The organism is Pseudomonas sp. Sample_23 (genome assembly GCF_004307595.1).
GTDB classification, from domain to species: Bacteria; Pseudomonadota; Gammaproteobacteria; order Pseudomonadales; family Pseudomonadaceae; genus Aquipseudomonas; species Aquipseudomonas atacamensis.
In genome coordinates this window covers 1-20,079 of record NZ_RCNX01000037.1, presented here as the reverse complement: position 1 = coordinate 20,079, position 20,079 = coordinate 1, and the positions used below count along the sequence as shown (strand labels likewise).

Here is a 20,079-nt window from a genome sequence, read left to right as displayed (position 1 = left end):
TACCTGACTGATTGCACCTCACACCACGAGGCACCTTATGAATCGCGAAGAATTCCTGCGTCTGGCCGCTGACGGCTATAACCGCATCCCGCTGGCCTGCGAAACCCTGGCCGACTTCGACACGCCGCTGTCGATCTACCTGAAACTGGCCGATCAGCCCAACTCCTACCTGCTCGAATCGGTGCAGGGCGGCGAGAAATGGGGCCGTTATTCGATCATCGGCTTGCCGTGCCGCACCGTGCTGCGGGTTCATGATCATCACGTCAGCATCACCGTCGATGGCGTCGAGACCGAAAGCCATGACGTCGAAGATCCGCTGGCCTTCGTTGAAACCTTCAAGGCGCGCTACAACGTGCCGACCATCGCCGGCCTGCCGCGCTTCAACGGTGGTCTGGTCGGTTACTTCGGTTACGACTGTGTGCGCTATGTCGAGAAGCGTCTGGGCAAATGCCCGAACCCGGATCCGCTGGGCGTGCCGGACATTCTGCTGATGGTTTCCGACGCCGTTGTGGTGTTCGACAACCTGGCCGGCAAGATGCACGCGATCGTCCTCGCCGACCCTGCGCAGACCGATGCCTTCGAGCAAGGTCAGGCGCGTTTGCAGGAACTGCTCGAGCAACTGCGTCAGCCGATCACCCCGCGTCGTGGCCTGGATTTCAGCAAACAGCAATCGGCCGATCCGGTGTTCCGTTCCAGTTTCACTCAGGACGATTACGAAAAAGCCGTCGACACCATCAAGGAATACATCCTCGCCGGCGACTGCATGCAGGTGGTGCCGTCGCAGCGTATGTCGATCGACTTCAAAGCTGCGCCGATCGATCTGTACCGTGCCCTGCGGTGCTTCAACCCGACGCCGTACATGTACTTCTTCAACTTCGGCGATTTCCACGTCGTCGGCAGTTCGCCGGAAGTGCTGGTGCGCGTCGAAGACAATCTGATCACCGTGCGCCCGATCGCCGGCACGCGCCCACGCGGTGCCACCGAAGAAGCCGATGTGGCGCTGGAGCAGGATCTGCTCTCGGATGACAAGGAGATCGCCGAGCACTTGATGCTGATCGATCTGGGCCGCAACGATACCGGGCGCGTTTCGGAAATCGGCTCGGTGAAGCTCACCGAGAAAATGGTCATCGAGCGTTATTCCAATGTGATGCACATCGTCTCCAACGTCACCGGCCAGTTGAAGTCGGGCCTGACCGCGATGGACGCACTGCGGGCGATTCTGCCGGCGGGTACGTTGTCGGGCGCACCGAAGATTCGCGCGATGGAAATCATCGACGAGCTGGAGCCGGTCAAGCGCGGTGTGTACGGCGGCGCGGTCGGTTACTTCGCCTGGAACGGCAACATGGACACCGCCATTGCCATTCGCACGGCAGTGATCAAGAACGGCGAGCTGCACGTGCAGGCCGGCGGCGGCATCGTCGCCGACTCGGTGCCGGCGCTGGAATGGGAAGAAACCCTGAACAAACGCCGCGCGATGTTCCGCGCCGTGGCGTTGGCCGAGCAGACCCCGGACGCCTGAGCCACGCAATTTCCCGTGTGGGAGCGAGCCTGCTCGCGAAGAGGTGAGTCAGTCACCGTTGATGCTGACTGACCCAGCGCTTTCGCGAGCAGGCTCGCTCCCACATCGGGTTTTGTGTTGAAGCATAAAAAAAGCGGCGCCCTGACAGGCGCCGCTTTTTTGCATCTACGACTCAGAAATCCAGCACAACCCCGACATTCAGGCCCTGCTGCTTGAAGTCATCATCCTTGCGGAAGGTATAACCGCCACGCAGCGCCAGATCCGCCGTCAGCTTGTGACTGACACCCAGGCTCAAGCGGTTCAGGTGACTTGCCGGTGTGTAGCCTTCAAGGGTGAAGTCATTGGCCGGCAGGGTGTTGAGGGCAATGTTGACCTTCTGCACGTCATCTTCGTACTCACGCTCGTGGGCGTATTCGCCATACACCTGGGTTTGCGCGGTGAAGTTGTACTTGCCTTGAATCCCCAGGCCCAGGCGTTTCGAATCGCGGCTCTGGTCATCGAAGGTCAGCGCGGTGGCGCGGTTGCTCTTTTCCGAGTAACCGTCGACGTCGACACTGGCGTAATCGGCGCTGACAAACGGCGACAGATGCCATTGGCTGCCCGGTTGCGCAATGTCATAGCCCAGGCGCGTGCTGAGCGCCCACAGGCTGCCGTCGGTATCGCCTTTCTCCGCTCCCTCGCTGGCGCCGAGGTCGAACTTGCGCTTGAGGTTGTCGTAGTCGAGTTTGCCACCGGTCAGCGCCGCGTCGGCCCACCAGCGATTCTGCTGGAACTGGGCGAACGCGGTGGCCATGTAGCTGTTGAGCTTGTAGTCGGAATCGTTGTGCCCGGCCTCGAGATTCTGTCGATACAAACCGGCCGCCACGCCCACGCGCCAGGCTTCGTTCAGGCGATAGCTGCCGCCGACGTTGAGGTTGTAACCGCTGCCATCGGCGCTGGCGCCGCTGCTTTGGCTGTCGACATCCAGATGCTGTCCGCCGGCCGAGACAATCGCACGCCATTGGCCGACCGCTTGCCAGTTCTCCCAGTCCGCCTGCCATTGGTTGCGCAATTCATCCTGATGCGCGCGCACCGTGCCATGGGCCATTTCCGGCAGCAGGCTCAATTCCCATGGCGCTGCCAGCAACGAATAGGCGTAATCGGCGATCAGTTTCTGCCCGGATTCGGTCGGGTGTACGCCATCGTTGTAGATCAGTTTGGTCGGATCCGGCGTGGCGCTGTTGATCCCGTAGCGGGCGTTTTCCGTGCAGCTATTGCCACTGAAGCAGGTCGCGGTGAGGTTCTGGTCGGTAGCCAGACCAAAGCGCCCCGGGTCGGCGAAGACTTCCGAGAGCAGCACCGGAATGTTCAAAGGAATCACTTCGGCGTTGATGCCTTGCAGGCGCGTCACCAACTGACTGTTGAACTGGTTGGCAAGGGTGCTGCTGAACGCTTGCAGCGGCGTGCCATTGAGGGCCGGGGTCAGGCCCACGTCGGGCAGCAGCCAGACCATCACGTATTTGGCGCCAGCGGTCTGCAGGGTCTGCACGCTGTCGGCCAGTCGATCGGCTGCGGCGTTGGCCTGGGGCAGGCTGAGAATGCGGCCCTGGAGGAAGTCGTTGCCGCCACCGGAAATGTAATACAGCGCATTCGGGTCGGCGCGGAAGCCGTTCGACGGCAGGTATCCGGCGCGGGTGCGTTCGCCGGTGGCCGATTGGGTGGTGATCGAGTCGAGAATCTGGTCGGTGCGATAACCACCGACCGCCCAGTTGTTGCCGTCAGGCTGGCCGTTTTCCGCGCGCACCGCGGAGCTGGAAGAGGCTGTCTGGTCGGGCGAAAAGCCCAGGCGGCCGCCAAGCAACTGGGTGGAATTCAATGAAAAAACTTCGCCGCTGCCATCCTGATACACCGGCCCGGTACGGTTGGTGTAACGCTCGGTGGAGCCCGCCGGGCCGCCCGTGTCGGCGAAGGTACCGGCATCGTTGAGGCTGTCACCGAAGACGATGAAACTCGAATAAGGATTGGGCGCTGCATTGGCCTGGGCGCAAGCGAGTGCGAGCAAGCAGCTGGCCAGCGGTACAAACAACGTCTGTCTGATCATGAGCAAGTCCGTTTATTTATTGTTGTAGGTGAACGAAACGACAGTACCAAAAACGTTCGGCATTTTGCCATCGGTCGCGAATCCCTCTGCCGTTTTATAACCCGCAGGCCCCGCCATATTGCACGCTCCGCCCAGCTAAGTTACTGTGCCGGAACGTATGAACGAGACCTTCCCCGTGTTGATCACCAGCAAACTCCTGGATCAAGTCATCAAGGCACACGCCCGCTGGCGTTGGCGCGCCTGAATCTTCTCTGCCGGCTCCGCCGGATCTGTATCGCTTTGCCTTCCTTGTCTGTTTGAAATGCCGCTGTGCTGGCGCCCTGTGCGCGTCCGACATCGCACAGCGCCCTGCGGGCAAGTCATCTGAAGGCTGTCATCAAGTCAGAATTCAAGAGGTTCGAAACGCCATGTTGCTGATGATCGACAACTACGACTCCTTTACCTACAACGTTGTGCAATACCTCGGCGAGCTGGGTGCCGAGGTCAAAGTGGTGCGCAACGACGAACTGACCATCGCCGAAATCGAAGCGCTGAATCCCGAGCGCATCGTGGTTTCCCCCGGGCCGTGCACGCCCACCGAGGCGGGCGTTTCCATTGATGCGATCAAGCACTTCGCCGGCAAACTGCCGATCCTCGGCGTCTGCCTCGGCCACCAGTCCATCGGCCAGGCCTTCGGCGGTGATGTGGTCCGTGCCCGCCAGGTCATGCACGGTAAGACTAGCCCGGTATTCCACGAGGACAAGGGCGTGTTCGCCGGCCTCAATCATCCGCTCACTGTTACCCGCTATCACTCGCTGATCGTCAAGCATGACAGCCTGCCCGATTGCCTCGAGCTGACCGCATGGACCCAGCACGATGACGGTTCGGTCGACGAGATCATGGGCCTGCGTCACAAGACCCTGAACATCGAGGGCGTACAGTTCCACCCCGAGTCGATCCTCACCGAGCAGGGTCATGAACTGTTTGCCAATTTCCTCAAACAAACCGGCGGCACGCGCTAAGGACTTCCCATGAATATCAAGACAGCCCTCAGCCGTATCGTCGAACACCTCGACCTCAGCACCGATGAAATGCGCGATGTGATGCGCGAGATCATGACCGGCCAGTGCACCGAAGCGCAGATCGGCGCGTTCATGATGGCCATGCGCATGAAGAGCGAGAGCATCGACGAAATCGTCGGCGCGGTGTCGGTGATGCGTGAGTTGGCCGATCAGGTCGAGCTGAAAACCCTCGACGGCGTCGTCGATGTGGTAGGCACCGGCGGTGACGGTGCGAACATCTTCAACGTATCGACCGCGTCTTCCTTTGTTGTCGCAGCCGCCGGTTGCACCGTGGCCAAGCACGGCAACCGCGCGGTGTCCGGCAAGAGCGGCAGTGCCGATCTGCTGGAAGCTGCCGGCATTTATCTGAACCTGACGCCGGTACAGGTCGCGCGTTGCATCGACAACGTCGGCATCGGTTTCATGTTCGCCCAGACCCACCACAAAGCGATGAAGTACGCCGCCGGCCCGCGCCGCGAACTCGGCCTGCGCACGCTGTTCAACATGCTCGGCCCGCTTACGAATCCGGCCGGTGTGAAACATCAGGTCGTCGGCGTGTTCACCCAGACGCTGTGCCGGCCATTGGCCGAAGTCTTGCAGCGACTGGGCAGCAAACACGTGCTGGTCGTGCACTCGAAGGACGGCCTGGACGAATTCAGCCTCGCCGCGCCGACCTTTGTTGCCGAGCTGAAGAACAACGAAATCACTGAGTATTGGGTCGAACCGGAAGACCTCGGCATGAAGAGTCAGAGCCTGCACGGCCTGTCCGTCGAAGGCCCGGAAGCATCGCTGGCGCTGATCCGTGACGCTCTCGGTAAACGCAAAACCGAAAACGGCCAGAAAGCTGCCGAGATGATTGTGCTCAATGCCGGTGCGGCGCTGTACGCCGCCGACCTGGCAAGCAGTCTGAAACAAGGTGTGGAGCTGGCGCACGACGCGCTGCACACCGGCCTCGCTCGGGAAAAGCTCGAGGAGCTGGGTGCCTTTACCGCGGTATTCAAAGTGGAGAATGAAGGATGAGTGTACCGACGGTTCTGGAAAACATTCTGGCGCGCAAGGTTGAGGAAGTCGCCGAGCGCAGCGCTCGGGTCAGCCTGAGCGAGCTGGAAAGTCTGGCCAAGGCGGCCGATGCACCCCGTGGTTTTGCCCAGGCGTTGCTGGCGCAAGCGAAGAAGAAACAACCGGCGGTGATTGCCGAAATCAAGAAGGCTTCGCCAAGCAAAGGCGTGATCCGCGAAGACTTCGTCCCGGCAGACATCGCCAAGAGCTACGAAAAGGGCGGGGCGACCTGTCTGTCGGTGCTGACCGACATCGATTACTTCCAGGGCGCCGATGCCTACCTGCAACAGGCGCGCGCCGCCTGCAAGCTGCCGGTGATCCGCAAGGATTTCATGATCGATCCGTACCAGATCGTTGAAGCCCGCGCGCTGGGCGCCGATTGCGTGCTGCTCATCGTCTCCGCACTGGACGACGTGAAAATGGCCGAGCTGGCCGCCGTGGCCAAAGGCGTCGGTCTCGACGTCCTGGTGGAAGTGCACGACGGTGACGAACTGGAGCGCGCGTTGAAAACCCTCGACACGCCGCTGGTCGGGGTCAACAACCGCAACCTGCACACCTTTGATGTCAGCCTGGAAACTACTCTCGACCTGTTGCCGCGTATCCCGCGCGATCGCCTGGTGATCACCGAGAGCGGCATTCTCAATCGTGCCGACGTCGAACTGATGGAAATCAGCGACGTGTATTCGTTCCTGGTCGGCGAAGCGTTCATGCGCGCGGAAAATCCGGGGATTGAATTGCAGCGCCTGTTTTTCCCGGAGCGTGGTGTGCCGATCAGTGGTTCGACCCTCGACTGACCGAGTCGACCTCATTCGCGAGCAGGCTCGCTCCCACATTTGGAATGCATTTCCCCCTGTGGGAGCGAGCCTGCTCGCGAAGGGGCCATCGAAACCGCTAAAGATTTCCATGTTGCCGGAGCCTGTCATGTCGCTGCCAACCCCCCTGACCATCGAATCCGGCCTGCAAGCCGAACAGGACTTGCTGGCCTCGGTCTGCGCTGGCGACGCCGAATTCGGCCTGCTGTTCTGGCAGCCCACCGACCGCGCGCTGGTCATGCCGCGCCGCCTCAACCGTCTCCCGCAATTCGACCATGCCTGCGAAGTCTCCGCTGCCGCTGGCTGGCCGGTGCTGTTGCGTGAAACGGGCGGTGAGCCCGTCCCGCAATCCGCTGCGACCATCAACATTGCCTTGGTGTATGCCCCGCCTCGCAGCGAAGGCGATCTGAACCGCATCGAAACCGGCTATCGCCGCCTGTGCGATCCGATCTGCCAGTTGCTGGATGAATTGGGTGGCACCTCGTCGGTCGGGGAAATCGACGGCGCATTCTGTGATGGACGTTTCAACGTCAATCTCGACGGTCGCAAAATGGTCGGCACCGCCCAGCGCTGGCGCCAGAGCCAGGGCGGCCAGCGTCCGGTGGGGCTGGTGCACGGTGCAATGCTGATGGATGACGAGCGTGAAGCGATGGTCGCCGCGGTCAACCGCTTCAATGAAACCTGCGGCCTGGAGCAGCGGGTGAGGGCGCAAAGCCACATCGCCCTGCATGAGAAATTCAACGCACCACAGGCGCTGGCGCGTCTCGATGAATTGTTTCGTTTGATGCTGGCGCAGATCTACAGCGCCTGATGTACGGGCTTAGCGCGTACCGAAGACCACCATGGTTTTGCCCTTCACGTCGACCAGATTGCGTTCTTCCAGATCCTTGAGCACGCGGCCGACCATCTCCCGTGAACAACCGACAATCCGACCGATTTCCTGACGGGTGACTTTGATCTGCATGCCGTCCGGATGGGTCATGGCGTCCGGCTGTTTGCACAGCTCCAGCAGGCAGCGGGCGACGCGGCCGGTGACGTCGAAAAACGCCAGGTCGCCGACTTTGCGCGTGGTGTTGCGCAGGCGTTGTGCGATTTGTCCGCTGAGGGCGTAAAGAATGTCTGGATCCTGCTGCGATAACTCGCGGAACTTGGCGTAACTGATTTCCGCGGTTTCGCATTCGACCTTGGCCCGCACCCAGGCGCTGCGTTCCTGCTCCTGACCTGCCTGCTCGAACAGACCCAATTCGCCGAAGAAGTCCCCGGCGTTGAGGTAGGCGATGATCATCTCGCGGCCATCGTCATCTTCGATGAGGATGGTGACCGAACCCTTGATGATGAAGTACAGCGTGTCCGAGCGATCACCGGCGCAGATGATGTTGCTTTTGGCCGCATGACGCCGGCGCTGGCAATGCATCAACAGCTTATCGATGTTCTTGATTTTGGGTGTGGGGGTAATAGCAACCATGGTTGTATCCCGAAAAGACTGCACGGTGATGTTTGAGTTGTTATGAGGCGCTGAAGGCGGTCGCTACAGAGCTGACGAATTGGCGCCAGCGAATTGGCGCCAGCTTACCAGACACTTCGTCGTAAATTCGAGAAATTACCTACAGCCAGAAAGCATCCGTCCTAGGACGTCGGTCCTGTCGGGACAAAGCGCTGTGCTAAGCTGGCGACCCTTTTTTTACAGTGGAGTCTGGGCGATGAAGGCACGCATCCAATGGGCTGGCGAAGCCATGTTCCTCGGCGAATCCGGCAGCGGTCATGTCGTGGTGATGGACGGCCCGCCGGACGCCGGTGGCCGTAACCTCGGGGTTCGCCCGATGGAAATGCTCTTGCTGGGTGTCGGCGGCTGCAGCAATTTCGATGTGGTCAGCATCCTGAAGAAGTCGCGTCAGGCCGTTGAAAGCTGTGAAGCCTTCCTCGACGCCGAGCGTGCGACTGAAGATCCGAAGGTGTTTACCAAGATCCACATGCACTTCGTGGTCAAGGGCCGGGGCTTGAAAGAAGCTCAGGTCAAGCGCGCCATCGAACTGTCGGCCGAGAAATATTGCTCGGCGTCGATCATGCTCGGCGCGGCTGGCGTGGCAATCACCCACGATTATGAAATCGTTGAACTCGGCTGAACCGACATTCAACTATCATAAAAGCAGTGCAGACTCTGGCGATCCCCCGCTGACGTCTGCATAATGCGCCACTTTTTTCAGGGCAGTGATCGGTCAGCCGACGGGTCATCCGCCTGAACAGATAACCAAAATCGCCATCGCGAAGAGGTGTTAACCGTCCTACGCAGGTGCGTTGTTCGCACTTGACGGGCATGCTTGATCACGCGGCCGCGCCGCATACATAGAGAGTTTTTAACGGTGAAAAGCAAACTCAAGCTCCACGGGTTCAATAACCTGACAAAGACCTTGAGCTTCAACATCTATGACATCTGCTACGCGGAAACCCCGCAAGACCAGCAGGCTTACGTCGAGTACATCAATCAAGAGTACAACGCGAAACGCCTGACGCAGATTCTCACAGAAGTTGTCGAGATCATTGGTGCCAACATCCTGAACATCGCCAGTCAGGACTATGAACCCCAGGGCGCCAGCGTCACGATTCTGATTTCGGAAGAGCCGGTAACCCCGACTGACAGCCAGATCGAAGAATCGCCGGGCCCTTTGCCCGAAATTATTCTGGCCCACCTCGACAAGAGCCACATCACGGTGCACACCTATCCGGAAATCCATCCGGACGATGGTATTGCGACCTTCCGTGTGGATATCGACGTGTCGACCTGTGGTGTCATTTCACCGCTCAAAGCGCTCAACTTCCTCATTCACCAGTTCGATTCGGACATCGTGACCGTGGATTACCGTGTGCGCGGCTTCACCCGTGACGTTGAAGGCAACAAACACTTCATCGACCACGAGATCAACTCGATCCAGAACTACCTCTCCGAAGACACCCGCGACGCGTACCAGATGACCGACGTGAACGTGTACCAGGAAAACCTGTTCCACACCAAAATGCTGCTGAAGAACTTCGAACTGGATAACTACCTGTTCGGCGACGCCACCAGCAACCTCTCGCCCGAGCAACGTGCCCAGGTGACCGACCGTGTGAAACACGAAATGCTGGAAATCTTCTACGCGCGCAACATGCCGACCTAAGATTCCCGGAAACAAAAAAGGCGACCTCCTGGTCGCCTTTTTCATACCTCACACAAAACCTCTGTGGGAGCGAGCCTGCTCGCGAAGAGGTCATCAGCACCGACACAGATCTCAGATCCGATAAGTACTCTTGGTCATAACCTTCGCCAAAAAACTCATGCCGAACTTCACTGGCGCCGGAAAACGAAATCCGCCCGCATCCAACGCACTTTCCGCATGGTGTTCTTCATCGATGCGCATCTGTTCGAGAATCGCCCGGGACTTCTCGTCCTCGGCCGGCAATTGCTGCAGATGTTCGTTCAAGTGCTTGCAGACCTGATGCTCGGTTGCCGCTACGAAACCAAGGCTGACCTTGTCGCTGATCAGCCCGGCGACCGCGCCGATACCGAACGACATGCCGTAAAACAGTGGATTCAGCACGCTGGTGTGGCTACCCAGCTGATGGATGCGCTGCTCACACCAGACCAGATGATCGATCTCTTCTTCAGCCGCGTGCTCCATGGCTGCGCGTACCTGCGGCAACTTGGCGGTCAGCGCCTGCCCCTGATACAGCGCCTGGGCACAGACTTCGCCGGTATGGTTGATGCGCATCAAACCGGCGACGTGGCGGGTGTCTTCATCGCTCATCTGCGTATCCGGCTGCAGAATCGCTGGCGACGGGCGGTACGGCTGGCCACTGAAGGGCAACAGGGTGCGCATCGCGGCATCGGCTTGCAGTAGCAGACGGTCTATGGGCGAGTAGTGACGTTGGGTAGTCATGCTGACCTCCGGGAAGAATCTCGGCGGCCAGTTTAACCGAATCGGCCGTCGAGGGTTTGCGCTGGGTCACTTGCTGGGCGGTCAGGCTTTTTTGTGGGAGCGAGCCTGCTCGCGAAAGCGGATTATCGGCTACTGAAGTGTTGGATGTATCGGCGCCTTCGCGAGCAGGCTCGCTCCCACAGTCGGTTGTCGCCCATCAGCCCGGCGGCCAGTTCATCTGGCGCTGCCCCAGCACGTGCATATGGATGTGATAGACAGTCTGCCCGCCAAGTTCATTGCAGTTCATCACCACGCGGAAGCCTTCTTCGCAACCCAGTTCCAGTGCCAGACGCTGCGCGGTGAACAGGATGTGCCCGGCCAGCGCCTTGTCGTCTTCGGTCAGGTCGTTGAGCGTGCGCACCGGTTTTTTCGGGATTACCAGAAAGTGCACCGGAGCTTGTGGGGCGATGTCATGGAAGGCCAGAACCTGGTCGTCCTCGTAAATGATCTTCGCCGGGATTTCCCGGTTGATGATTTTGGTGAACAGAGTATCCACTGCTGTTTCTCCGTTGAGTTGGGCTGAATCGAGTGTACCGCTTCGAAGTCGTGTTCCTAGCGGGGGCAGTAAGCTTTATTGACCATGCCGACAATCGTCCGGTTAAGCCAGCGCGAACCCAGTCGCGGCAGGAACGCCAGCCAGCGGTTGCGCCGTCCCGGAATAATGATGGCGCGGTTTTTATCCAGTGCGCGTACGGCATGCAGTGCCACTTCTTCCGGACTCATCAGCGAGTGGCTGCTTTCGATCTTTTCGCTACTCATCTGTGCGGTTCGGAAGAACGGTGTGCGCGTCGGGCCGGGGCAAAGCACGGAGACTTTCACGCCGCTTTGTTTGAGCTCCACGCGCAGGGCTTCGGAAAAATGCAGCACATAGGCTTTGCTGGCGTAGTAGGTGCTCATCCATGGGCCGGGGCTGTACGCAGCCACCGACGCGACATTGAGGATCTGCCCGCCACCCAGCAGCGCCATGCTGTTACCCACCGCATGGCAGAGGCGGGTGAGGGCGAGGATATTGACCTCGATGAGGTCCTGCTCGGTCATCCAGTCTTGCGCCAGGAATGGCCCGCAGGTGCCGATGCCTGCGCAATTTACCAGCAGATCGATTTGCCGGTCGCCTTCTTCCAGCTCCAGCAAAAAGCCCGACAGGCGCAACGGTTCGCCGAGATCGCAGGCACGAAACAATACTTCGACATCGAAACGCTGGGTCAGCTCGATGGCGATACTTTCCAGCTGATCACGCTGTCGTGCCACCAGAATCAGGCTGCGGCCGCGCCGGGCCAGTGCTTCGGCCATGGCCAGGCCGATGCCGCTGGAAGCACCGGTGATCAGAGCGTAACGGGTCATGCATTTCTCCATCGCAACAGCTCCGCGCCGGCGACGCAGTTGTCGCGGCAGGGAGCGCTGTTCATTCTTGCGCAGAGTCTACAGGGGCCTGCGCCGGTTCGGCTGCCTCGTCGGCGGAAATCGCTGGCGGCTCGACAACTTCAACTTCGTCGGTGGTCACCGCGCCGCTGTCATAGCTGCTCTCCAGACTGCTTTCATATTCTTCCTGCACAGCCGAGAAGCCGCCAAGCAGGCCGCCGGCAAAAATCAGTGCGAAGAATACGATCCACAACGAGCACAGCACTTTGACCGCCGTGCTGTTCGGTGGCGGCGGCGGGCCATAGCGGTTGGCGCCGGCATTGCCGGGTACGACCATCATTACCAGCGGGAAAAAACTGCCCACGAACGGCACCAGATTCAACAACCACAGCCAGCCCGACCAGCCGATATCGTGCAGGCGCTGAACGCTGAACAGAATGCTGACGATCATGAAGCCAATGAACAGGAAGACCGCCAGAATGCCGCCGAGGATCAGCCCGGTAGTCGAGTCGCCGCTGACCAGGCCCAACGCAATCAAAGCAAACACGCCGACGATGGGCAGGGTCACCAGGCTCAAGACCATGGTCCAGGCCAGAAAACGCAGGCGACCGATCCGGCCTTCGACGCTCAATGGCTTGAGCGTGGCGAATGGCGGCAGAGCTTCACCGACATTGGCGCGCGGTGGGGCGTAAGGCGAGTCCGGTTCCACCACCGCTGCAGGGTTATCGTGGACGTCCGCGAGATTCAGCTCGATGGCGGTTTCCGCTTCGATCCGCGCATCGATCCCGGTTTTGTTCAACGCCTGCAGATACGTCTGCGCATCGCTGTGAGACAACTCACGTTTGAGAGCGACGGTGCGGCCATTGAACAGGCGCTCGATGGCGGCCACATCGCTTTTGAACAGATCCGCCAGATTCAGTTTGGCGGTGGTGAGGTCGACGCCGGGCTGCAGCGCGCCGTCGAAGACGATCTTGTAACGGGTGTCGCTCATGGCCGAGGCATCCTTGTCGCGATTCATTGGGCAGCCAGTCTGATCAGGACTGGCCAGATATGTTTTTCAGCGCGGCCAGCGTTGTGGCAGCTGTGCAGCGCGCGTTTGGGCTTGACGATATTCAGCGTCGAGCCGCGCGATCAACTGATCCACGCTTGGCAGATCACCAATCTGGCCAACACCCTGACCCGCCGACCACACGGTCTTCCAGGCTTTGGCTTCATCGTTGATCGGCTTGAGCTTGTCGCCGAAATTGACCTCGCCCTTGCCTTGCAGGGCCGCCATGTCGAAACCGGCCGCCTCCAGGCTCTGGCGCATGAAACTGGCCGGCACTCCCGACACCGCTGGAGTATGAATGATGTCGGCAGCCTTGGCTGTCAGCAGCATTTCTTTATAAGCGTCAGGCGCGTGACTTTCGGTGGTGCCGATAAATCGCGTACCGAAGTAGGCCAAATCCGCGCCGAGCAGCTGCGCGGCGAGAATCTCATGGCCGTGGTTCAAACATCCTGCAAGCAACAGCGTCTTGTCGAAAAACTCACGGATCTCGGCAATCAGCGCAAACGGACTCCAGGTGCCGGCATGCCCGCCGGCGCCGGCCGCGACGGCAATCAGCCCGTCGACACCGGCTTCAGCGGCTTTCTCGGCATGGCGCCGCGTGGTCACGTCGTGAAACACCAGACCGCCGTAGCTGTGCACCGCGTCGACCAGTTCCTTCACCGCGCCGAGGCTGGTGATAACGATCGGCACCTTGTGCTCGACGCAAATGTCCAGATCCGCCTGCAGACGCGGGTTGCTGTGGTGAACAATCAGGTTCACCGCATAAGGGGCCGGATTATCCAGCGTCGCCAGGCCCGCTTCGATCTGTTCCAGCCAGGCCTTGAACCCACTGCTTTCGCGTTGGTTCAGCGCCGGAAAGCTGCCGACCACGCCGTTGCGGCAGCAGGCGAGCACCAGTTCCGGATTGGAGATCAGGAACATCGGCGCTGCTACTACGGGCAGACGCAGACGTTGTTCGAGCAGAGCGGGCAGCGACATTGAGAACACCCCGAGGATCTGTATTGGTTGAAGTTAGAACGGCTTGACCACGACCAGAATTACGATAGCCAGCAATATCAGAACCGGCACTTCATTGAACCAGCGATAAAAGACATGGCTGCGGGTGTTTTCGCCACGGGCGAAGCGTTTTACCTGCGCGCCGCACATATGGTGGTAACCGATCAGCAGAACGACCAGAGTCAGTTTTGCGTGAATCCAGCCGCCCTGGCTGAAAAGGCTCGGGTTGAGGTAGATCAGCCAGCCACCGAAGATCAGCGTGGCGATCATCGCCGGGCCCATGATGCCGCGATACAGCTTGCGCTCCATGACGCTGAAGCGTTCCTGGCTGATCGTGTCGGTGCTTTGCGCGTGGTAAACGAACAGGCGCGGCAAGTAGAACAGCCCGGCAAACCAGCAGACGACGCTGACAATGTGAAACGCTTTGAGCCATAGATAGAGCATTTTTGGTTATTCCCTCATTCACGGTAGCCAGATAGTAGAGGCTTGAGCGTCCGCGCGTCACCTTGGCGGTTGTCGCAGGCGCGCGCGGCCCCTATTATCGACGGCTTTCCAGTGGGTTCGTTGAGGGCAGGTTTATGGTCAAGGTCGGTATCGTCGGCGGCACGGGTTACACCGGTGTCGAACTGCTGCGTCTGTTGGCACAGCATCCGCAGGCAGAAGTGGTCGTCATCACTTCCCGATCCGAGGCCGGTCTGGCCGTGGCTGACATGTACCCGAACCTGCGCGGTCACTATGACGGGCTGGCGTTCAGCGTGCCGGACGTGATAACCCTTGGCGCCTGCGACGTGGTTTTCTTCGCCACGCCACACGGTGTGGCTCACGCCTTGGCAGGCGAGCTGCTGGCGGCGGGCACCAAGGTCATCGACCTGTCCGCCGACTTCCGTCTGCAAGATGCTGATGAATGGGCCAAGTGGTACGGCCAGCCACACGGCGCACCGCAATTGCTGGACGAAGCGGTCTATGGTCTGCCGGAAGTCAATCGCGAGCAGATCAAGAAAGCGCGCCTGATCGCGGTGCCGGGTTGCTATCCGACCGCAACGCAATTGGGTTTCCTGCCATTGCTGGAAGCAGGTCTGGCCGACGCATCGCGTTTGATCGCCGACTGCAAATCTGGTGTCAGTGGTGCCGGGCGTGGTGCCGCTGTAGGTTCTTTGTACTCCGAGACGTCGGAAAGCATGAAGGCCTATGCGGTAAAAGGTCATCGTCATCTGCCGGAAATTCGCCAGGGCCTGCGTCGCGCGGCGGGCAAGGACGTCGGCCTGACCTTCGTCCCGCACCTGACGCCGATGATTCGCGGTATTCACTCCACGCTCTACGCGACAGTAGCGGATCGCTCGGTTGATCTGCAGGCACTGTTCGAAAAGCGCTATGCCAACGAACCCTTCGTCGATGTCATGCCAGCCGGCAGCCACCCGGAAACCCGTAGCGTGCGTGGCGCCAACGTCTGCCGCATCGCCGTGCATCGTCCACAGGATGGCGATCTGGTGGTCGTGCTCTCGGTGATCGACAATCTGGTCAAGGGCGCCTCGGGCCAGGCGGTGCAGAACATGAACATTCTGTTCGGACTGGACGAGCGCTTCGGCCTGTCACACGCCGGCATGCTGCCTTAAAAGCAGCTACGAGCTTCAAGCCACAAGCTACAAGAGATCAGAGGCAGGCTTGAAGCTCACCGCTTGAAGCTTGCCGCTGCTCCTCTAATAGTTGACCAATTTTCTAGGACAAGCGGATAATGCGCGTCATCACGCATTATGGCGGCGTAACGCCGGGAGATAGTCAGCATGAGCGTCGAATCCTTCACCCCCACGGCTTTGCAATTCACTCAAGGTGCTGCGCACAAGGTGAAGAGCCTGGTCGATGAAGAGGGGAATGATCGCTTGAAGCTGCGCGTATTTGTTACGGGCGGCGGTTGTTCAGGGTTTCAATACGGTTTCACCTTCGATGAGGACGTGGCCGATGACGACACCATCGTCGAGCGCGAAGGCGTGAGCCTGGTGGTCGATCCGATGAGCTTCCAGTACTTGGCCGGTGCCGAGGTGGATTATCAGGAAGGTCTGGAAGGTTCGCGCTTCGTGATCAAGAACCCGAATGCCACAACGACTTGTGGTTGTGGTTCGTCGTTCTCGATCTGATCGCGCTTCAGCGCACACAACAAAACGCCGCAGAGCCTTTCGGTTCTGCGGCGTTTTTGTATCTGAAGTTTATGCCGGGTAGATGGCGCCGAGTACGCGCAGCCCGCGAGCGCCGGTGACGCTTGGCCGATTGGCGGCGATGCCTTCGAGGCAGCAATGAGCCAGCCAGGCGAAGGCCATGGCTTCTACCCAGTCAGGGTCAACGCCGTGAGTTGCGGTGCTGGCGACTTGGGTATTTGGCAGCAGATCCGCCAGACGTCTCATCAGCGTCGCGTTGTGCGCGCCGCCGCCACAAACCAGCAATTCCTGAGTGTCCGATTGAGCGCTTTGTAGCGACTCGACGATGGTCAGCGCCGTCAGTTCGAGCAGCGTGGCCTGAACGTCTTCGGCTGCGAAGGTTGGCAGGTTCGAAAGATGCTGTTCCAGCCATGGCAGATTGAAGACTTCCCGGCCGGTACTCTTCGGGCCTTTGGTGACGAAGAACGGGTCGCTGAGCAGTGCCGTGAGCAGGGCTGGTTCAACCTTGCCGATCGCAGCCCATTTGCCGTCCCGGTCATAGTTCTCGCCCCGTTGCCGGTGAATCCAGGCGTCCATCAGAACATTCCCCGGTCCGCAGTCGAAACCGGCTACAGGTTTGTTCGGCTCAATCAGGCTGAGATTGCTGAATCCGCCGACATTCAAGACTGCCTGGTTACCAGTACGCTCTTCAAACAACGCTTCGTGAAAGGCTGGCACCAGAGGCGCACCTTGGCCACCCGCTGCGACATCGCGACTGCGGAAATCGCTGACGACGGTAATACCGGTCAACTCAGTCAGCAGGGCTGGATTACCGATCTGCACGGTAAACCCGCGCGCCGGCTCATGGCGAATGGTCTGACCGTGGCTGCCGATGGCGCGGATGGCTTCGGGCTCAAGCTGTTGTTGCGCGAGGAGGGCGTGGATGCCTGACGCAGCAAGTTCGACCCAGTGTTGCTGGGCAATCGCCGAACGGACGATCTCGTCGGGGCCGCTGGCGCACAAGCCAAGCAGCTCGGCGCGCAGGGAGTCAGGCATTGGCAGGTAGTGGGTGGCGATCAGTTTGATCGCCGAGGTCTGCTCGATCAGGGCGATGTCCAGCCCGTCGAGACTGGTTCCGGACATCACACCGATATACAGGGCCATGGCTTAGCGCTTGCTCGAAGCCAGCATGGTAGCCTTCTCTTGATCCATGCGCGCCATCAACGGCTGGCTCTGCGCGAGGAAGCGCGCGCGTTCGGACTTGGCGATCGGATCGGCCATCGGCAGCTTCTGGCCCAGCGGATCGACGTGAACGCCGTTGACCTGGAACTCATAGTGCAAATGCGGGCCGGTGGAAAGGCCAGTTGTACCGATGTAGCCAATGACTTGACCTTGCTTGACGCTGCCACCGGTTTTCACGCCTTTGGCAAAGCCCTGCATATGGCCATAGAGCGTACGGTAAGTGTTGCCGTGCTGAATGATCACGGTGTTGCCGTAACCACCACGACGACCGGCCAGCAACACTTTGCCGTCACCGGCAGCCTTGATCGGCGTGCCTCGCGGCGCTGCATAGTCGACACCTTTGTGCGCGCGGATCTTGTTGAGGATAGGGTGCTTACGGCCCATGGAGAACTTCGAGCTGATGCGGGCGAAGTCAACCGGCGTACGGATGAAGGCCTTGCGCATGCTGTTGCCATCGGCAGTGTAATAGCTGCTGTTGCCTTGTTTGTTGGTGTAGCGAACAGCGGTGTAAGTCTTCCCGCGGTTGGTGAAACGCGCCGACAGGATCGGGCCGGTGCCGACCGCCTTACCGTTGATGACTTTCTGCTCGTAGATCACATCGAATTCGTCGCCTTGACGAATGTCCTGCGCGAAGTCGATGTCGTAGCCAAAGACGCTGGCCATATCCATGGTCATGCTGTGAGAAAGGCCGGCGCGGGCTGCGGACTGCGACAGTGAGCTGTTGATGACACCGTGGACGTAGGCAGTGCGAACGGTTGGCTTGGCAGTCACTCGGTTGAACGAATAGCCCTTATCGTTCTTGGTCAAAGTAATGGTTTCAACGTCGCTGACTTTGCTGTGCAGGCTGGTCAACTGGCCTTCCGGGCTGAGTTCGAATTCGAGTTTCTGACCGCGCTTGAGTTGGCTGAACTGCTTGGCTTGCTTGTCGCTAGCCAGTATTTCGTGCACGGAGGCTGCCGGTAGGCCGACTTTTTCAAACAGGGTAGACAGCGTATCGCCTTTGGAAACCACGACCTCGCGGTGCCCAGGCTCTTTTGGTTTCTCAGCAGGCGCCACAGGTGTTGGCGCGGTTTCAGCGGTTTGTGCGGTGTTTCCGTCGCTGTTTTCGATTTGTGCGAACGGCGAAGCTGCGGGCTCGTTTGTGGCTTGAGCCGCATCAGCAGCGTCTTGATCTTGTGTCAGTTGTTCCGCAGGACTTTCCAGTTCAAGACTCAGAGTCGTCTTTTTGGCTTCAACATCGCTGGAGGGAAATACCAGCAGCGCCAGGCTGAGAAGGGCGGCGATTCCACTTGCGGCGAGCAGGTGGGTCTTCGGGTAAAGCGGGGGCGCTTTAGACGGTTCTGTGGTCATAGGTAATTTTTGACTTTGAAATAGATGAATTGGAAAAGATGAATGACATGATGAAGATGAAATAACTGTATAAAATATAACCAAATCATCGCTGAAGCAAGTCTACAGACCTCGGGTCTGTGGATTGGTGTCCGTGCGCCGGGCAAAACTTGTAATTGGTGCGCGTTCTTGTATGGTTGGTTCCCTTTGAATCTGAGCCTTGCGGGTCTGTTATGAAGTCGGTTGAAGAGCAGCTAGCGCTGATTAAACGTGGTGCGGAAGAACTATTGGTCGAGTCCGAGCTGGTCGAGAAGCTCAAGCGCGGCCAACCGCTGCGTATCAAGGCTGGTTTCGACCCTACCGCTCCGGATCTGCATCTTGGGCATACCGTGCTTATTAATAAGCTGCGTCAGTTTCAGGAACTGGGGCACCAGGTGATCTTCCTTATAGGTGACTTCACCGGGATGATCGGTGATCCGAGTGGCAAGAGCGCCACGCGTCCGCCACTGACGCGTGAGCAGGTTCTGGAAAATGCCGAGACCTACAAGACTCAGGTTTTCAAAATCCTTGATCCGGCGAAAACCGAAGTTGCCTTCAACTCCACCTGGATGGACAAGATGGGGCCGGCGGATTTCATTCGCCTGACTTCGCAATACACCGTTGCTCGCATGCTCGAGCGCGATGACTTCGACAAGCGCTATACCACCAACCAGCCGATCGCTATTCACGAGTTCCTCTATCCGCTGGTTCAGGGTTATGACTCGGTCGCGCTGCGCGCCGATGTCGAGCTGGGCGGTACCGATCAGAAATTCAATTTGCTGATGGGGCGTGAGTTGCAGCGTGGGTATGGGCAGGAGGCACAGTGCATTCTGACCATGCCATTGCTGGAAGGTCTGGATGGCGTGAAGAAGATGTCCAAGTCGCTGGGCAACTATGTCGGTATTCAGGAAGCACCAGGCGTTATGTACAGCAAGCTGGTTTCCATCCCGGATGCGCTGATGTGGCGTTACTTCGAGTTGCTCAGCTTTCGCTCGATGGATGAGATCAACGCCTTCCGGGCTGACGTCGAAGCTGGAGCGAATCCACGCGACATCAAAATCAAGCTGGCTGAAGAGATCGTTGCGCGCTTCCATGGTGAAGAAGCTGCGGCGAATGCTCACCGAGGCGCCGGCAACCGCATGAAGGATGGCGAGCTTCCAGATGACTTGCCTGAGATCGAACTGTCTTCGGTTGAGGATATGCCGATCGCTGCTGTCCTTAATAAGGCTGGCTTGGTGAAGAACTCAGCGGCGGCGCGAGATCTGTTGGCGGCTGGCGGCGTGCGTGTCGATGGTGAGGTGGTTGATCGCTCCTTTATATATGCACTGGGCGCGACTCACGTTTGCCAGGCCGGCAAGAAGGCTTTTGCACGTATTACGCTGAAATCTGAATAAAGTTGAAATTGGGGGTTGACGGCGAATTCCAGAGGTCTATAATTCGCCCCACTTCCGGCGCAGTCGAAACGGAAAACTCC

General features: G+C 59.3%; 20 protein-coding genes. 10 read left to right on the top strand and 10 right to left on the bottom strand.

The window, feature by feature from the left end; all coding sequences use genetic code 11:
- Positions 1 to 37: 37 nt before the first annotated feature.
- A complete protein-coding gene (gene trpE, locus D8U82_RS09560; protein WP_125925541.1) occupies positions 38 to 1,519 on the top strand; it encodes an anthranilate synthase component I in 1,482 nt (493 codons plus the stop codon).
- Positions 1,520 to 1,691: 172 nt separating this feature from the next.
- Here the strand turns inward: trpE and estP are convergent, their stop codons facing one another.
- The gene (estP, locus tag D8U82_RS09555; RefSeq protein ID WP_130902114.1) at positions 1,692 to 3,599 is read right to left on the bottom strand and encodes an esterase EstP; all 1,908 of its coding nucleotides are present in this window, start codon (positions 3,597 to 3,599) and stop codon (positions 1,692 to 1,694) included.
- A 407-nt stretch (positions 3,600 to 4,006) separates the two neighbouring features.
- On the opposite strand from estP, the gene D8U82_RS09550 reads away from it, so the two are divergent.
- The 4 genes from D8U82_RS09550 to D8U82_RS09535 all read left to right on the top strand — a co-directional run bounded on the left by D8U82_RS09550 (position 4,007) and on the right by D8U82_RS09535 (position 7,321).
- Positions 4,007 to 4,600 carry an aminodeoxychorismate/anthranilate synthase component II gene (locus D8U82_RS09550; RefSeq protein WP_041476683.1) on the top strand — a complete coding sequence of 198 codons (594 nt, stop codon included), beginning with the start codon at positions 4,007 to 4,009 and terminating at the stop codon, positions 4,598 to 4,600.
- Positions 4,601 to 4,609: 9 nt separating this feature from the next.
- Positions 4,610 to 5,659 carry an anthranilate phosphoribosyltransferase gene (gene trpD, locus D8U82_RS09545; RefSeq protein WP_016772917.1) on the top strand — a complete coding sequence of 350 codons (1,050 nt, stop codon included), beginning with the start codon at positions 4,610 to 4,612 and terminating at the stop codon, positions 5,657 to 5,659.
- Positions 5,656 to 6,492, top strand: a complete 837-nt coding sequence (trpC, locus tag D8U82_RS09540) for an indole-3-glycerol phosphate synthase TrpC (protein WP_041476681.1) — start codon at positions 5,656 to 5,658, stop codon at positions 6,490 to 6,492. The genes trpD and trpC overlap by 4 nt, the downstream gene beginning before the upstream one ends.
- Positions 6,493 to 6,619: 127 nt before the next feature.
- Positions 6,620 to 7,321 carry a lipoate--protein ligase family protein gene (locus D8U82_RS09535; RefSeq protein WP_130902113.1) on the top strand — a complete coding sequence of 234 codons (702 nt, stop codon included), beginning with the start codon at positions 6,620 to 6,622 and terminating at the stop codon, positions 7,319 to 7,321.
- A 9-nt stretch (positions 7,322 to 7,330) separates the two neighbouring features.
- Here the strand turns inward: D8U82_RS09535 and crp are convergent, their stop codons facing one another.
- Entirely contained in the window at positions 7,331 to 7,975 is a 645-nt protein-coding gene (gene crp / locus D8U82_RS09530; protein ID WP_016772920.1) for a cAMP-activated global transcriptional regulator CRP, read from the bottom strand.
- Between the two features lie 235 nt (positions 7,976 to 8,210).
- Between crp and D8U82_RS09525 the strand changes: the two genes are divergently transcribed.
- Positions 8,211 to 8,633 (top strand): OsmC family protein, encoded by a 423-nt coding sequence (locus D8U82_RS09525; RefSeq protein WP_016772921.1) that lies wholly within the window; start codon positions 8,211 to 8,213, stop codon positions 8,631 to 8,633.
- A gap of 237 nt (positions 8,634 to 8,870) precedes the next feature.
- On the top strand, positions 8,871 to 9,665 hold the full coding sequence (gene speD, locus D8U82_RS09520) for an adenosylmethionine decarboxylase (RefSeq protein ID WP_024014530.1): 795 nt from the start codon (positions 8,871 to 8,873) through the stop codon (positions 9,663 to 9,665).
- A gap of 111 nt (positions 9,666 to 9,776) precedes the next feature.
- Here speD and coq7 read toward each other — a convergent pair whose 3' ends face one another.
- The 6 genes from coq7 to hemJ all read right to left on the bottom strand — a co-directional run bounded on the left by coq7 (position 9,777) and on the right by hemJ (position 14,310).
- Positions 9,777 to 10,424, bottom strand: a complete 648-nt coding sequence (coq7, locus tag D8U82_RS09515) for a 2-polyprenyl-3-methyl-6-methoxy-1,4-benzoquinone monooxygenase (protein WP_130902112.1) — start codon at positions 10,422 to 10,424, stop codon at positions 9,777 to 9,779.
- 196 nt (positions 10,425 to 10,620) lie between these two features.
- On the bottom strand, positions 10,621 to 10,959 hold the full coding sequence (locus D8U82_RS09510; RefSeq protein WP_017128660.1) for a histidine triad nucleotide-binding protein: 339 nt from the start codon (positions 10,957 to 10,959) through the stop codon (positions 10,621 to 10,623).
- A gap of 56 nt (positions 10,960 to 11,015) precedes the next feature.
- Positions 11,016 to 11,804 carry an SDR family oxidoreductase gene (locus D8U82_RS09505; RefSeq protein ID WP_122612457.1) on the bottom strand — a complete coding sequence of 263 codons (789 nt, stop codon included), beginning with the start codon at positions 11,802 to 11,804 and terminating at the stop codon, positions 11,016 to 11,018.
- Positions 11,805 to 11,865: 61 nt separating this feature from the next.
- On the bottom strand, positions 11,866 to 12,813 hold the full coding sequence (locus D8U82_RS09500) for a DUF805 domain-containing protein (RefSeq protein WP_125925550.1): 948 nt from the start codon (positions 12,811 to 12,813) through the stop codon (positions 11,866 to 11,868).
- A gap of 66 nt (positions 12,814 to 12,879) precedes the next feature.
- On the bottom strand, positions 12,880 to 13,848 hold the full coding sequence (locus D8U82_RS09495) for a nitronate monooxygenase family protein (protein WP_125925552.1): 969 nt from the start codon (positions 13,846 to 13,848) through the stop codon (positions 12,880 to 12,882).
- Positions 13,849 to 13,881: 33 nt separating this feature from the next.
- Complete coding sequence (gene hemJ, locus D8U82_RS09490) at positions 13,882 to 14,310, bottom strand: protoporphyrinogen oxidase HemJ (RefSeq protein ID WP_016772928.1); 429 nt, start codon at positions 14,308 to 14,310, stop codon at positions 13,882 to 13,884.
- Positions 14,311 to 14,444: 134 nt separating this feature from the next.
- Between hemJ and argC the strand changes: the two genes are divergently transcribed.
- Entirely contained in the window at positions 14,445 to 15,479 is a 1,035-nt protein-coding gene (argC, locus tag D8U82_RS09485; protein WP_130902111.1) for an N-acetyl-gamma-glutamyl-phosphate reductase, read from the top strand.
- Positions 15,480 to 15,647: 168 nt separating this feature from the next.
- On the top strand, positions 15,648 to 15,998 hold the full coding sequence (erpA, locus tag D8U82_RS09480; protein ID WP_007918905.1) for an iron-sulfur cluster insertion protein ErpA: 351 nt from the start codon (positions 15,648 to 15,650) through the stop codon (positions 15,996 to 15,998).
- A 69-nt stretch (positions 15,999 to 16,067) separates the two neighbouring features.
- Here erpA and D8U82_RS09475 read toward each other — a convergent pair whose 3' ends face one another.
- On the bottom strand, positions 16,068 to 17,159 hold the full coding sequence (locus D8U82_RS09475) for an anhydro-N-acetylmuramic acid kinase (RefSeq protein ID WP_130902110.1): 1,092 nt from the start codon (positions 17,157 to 17,159) through the stop codon (positions 16,068 to 16,070).
- A gap of 3 nt (positions 17,160 to 17,162) precedes the next feature.
- Positions 17,163 to 18,587, bottom strand: a complete 1,425-nt coding sequence (locus D8U82_RS09470) for a peptidoglycan DD-metalloendopeptidase family protein (protein WP_130902109.1) — start codon at positions 18,585 to 18,587, stop codon at positions 17,163 to 17,165.
- A 212-nt stretch (positions 18,588 to 18,799) separates the two neighbouring features.
- On the opposite strand from D8U82_RS09470, the gene tyrS reads away from it, so the two are divergent.
- On the top strand, positions 18,800 to 19,999 hold the full coding sequence (gene tyrS, locus D8U82_RS09460; RefSeq protein WP_024014528.1) for a tyrosine--tRNA ligase: 1,200 nt from the start codon (positions 18,800 to 18,802) through the stop codon (positions 19,997 to 19,999).
- Positions 20,000 to 20,079 lie beyond the last annotated feature (80 nt).

What these genes read in the sequence shown, in the direction of transcription:
- trpE (WP_125925541.1), top strand. Translation starts at nt 38, where the DNA reads ATGAATCGCGAAGAATTCCTGCGTCTGGCCGCTGACGGCTATAACCGC.
- estP (WP_130902114.1), bottom strand. Translation starts at nt 3,599, where the DNA reads ATGATCAGACAGACGTTGTTTGTACCGCTGGCCAGCTGCTTGCTCGCA.
- D8U82_RS09550 (WP_041476683.1), top strand. Translation starts at nt 4,007, where the DNA reads ATGTTGCTGATGATCGACAACTACGACTCCTTTACCTACAACGTTGTG.
- trpD (WP_016772917.1), top strand. Translation starts at nt 4,610, where the DNA reads ATGAATATCAAGACAGCCCTCAGCCGTATCGTCGAACACCTCGACCTC.
- trpC (WP_041476681.1), top strand. Translation starts at nt 5,656, where the DNA reads ATGAGTGTACCGACGGTTCTGGAAAACATTCTGGCGCGCAAGGTTGAG.
- D8U82_RS09535 (WP_130902113.1), top strand. Translation starts at nt 6,620, where the DNA reads ATGTCGCTGCCAACCCCCCTGACCATCGAATCCGGCCTGCAAGCCGAA.
- crp (WP_016772920.1), bottom strand. Translation starts at nt 7,975, where the DNA reads ATGGTTGCTATTACCCCCACACCCAAAATCAAGAACATCGATAAGCTG.
- D8U82_RS09525 (WP_016772921.1), top strand. Translation starts at nt 8,211, where the DNA reads ATGAAGGCACGCATCCAATGGGCTGGCGAAGCCATGTTCCTCGGCGAA.
- coq7 (WP_130902112.1), bottom strand. Translation starts at nt 10,424, where the DNA reads ATGACTACCCAACGTCACTACTCGCCCATAGACCGTCTGCTACTGCAA.
- D8U82_RS09505 (WP_122612457.1), bottom strand. Translation starts at nt 11,804, where the DNA reads ATGACCCGTTACGCTCTGATCACCGGTGCTTCCAGCGGCATCGGCCTG.
- D8U82_RS09500 (WP_125925550.1), bottom strand. Translation starts at nt 12,813, where the DNA reads ATGAGCGACACCCGTTACAAGATCGTCTTCGACGGCGCGCTGCAGCCC.
- D8U82_RS09495 (WP_125925552.1), bottom strand. Translation starts at nt 13,848, where the DNA reads ATGTCGCTGCCCGCTCTGCTCGAACAACGTCTGCGTCTGCCCGTAGTA.
- hemJ (WP_016772928.1), bottom strand. Translation starts at nt 14,310, where the DNA reads ATGCTCTATCTATGGCTCAAAGCGTTTCACATTGTCAGCGTCGTCTGC.
- argC (WP_130902111.1), top strand. Translation starts at nt 14,445, where the DNA reads ATGGTCAAGGTCGGTATCGTCGGCGGCACGGGTTACACCGGTGTCGAA.
- erpA (WP_007918905.1), top strand. Translation starts at nt 15,648, where the DNA reads ATGAGCGTCGAATCCTTCACCCCCACGGCTTTGCAATTCACTCAAGGT.
- D8U82_RS09475 (WP_130902110.1), bottom strand. Translation starts at nt 17,159, where the DNA reads ATGGCCCTGTATATCGGTGTGATGTCCGGAACCAGTCTCGACGGGCTG.
- D8U82_RS09470 (WP_130902109.1), bottom strand. Translation starts at nt 18,587, where the DNA reads ATGACCACAGAACCGTCTAAAGCGCCCCCGCTTTACCCGAAGACCCAC.
- tyrS (WP_024014528.1), top strand. Translation starts at nt 18,800, where the DNA reads ATGAAGTCGGTTGAAGAGCAGCTAGCGCTGATTAAACGTGGTGCGGAA.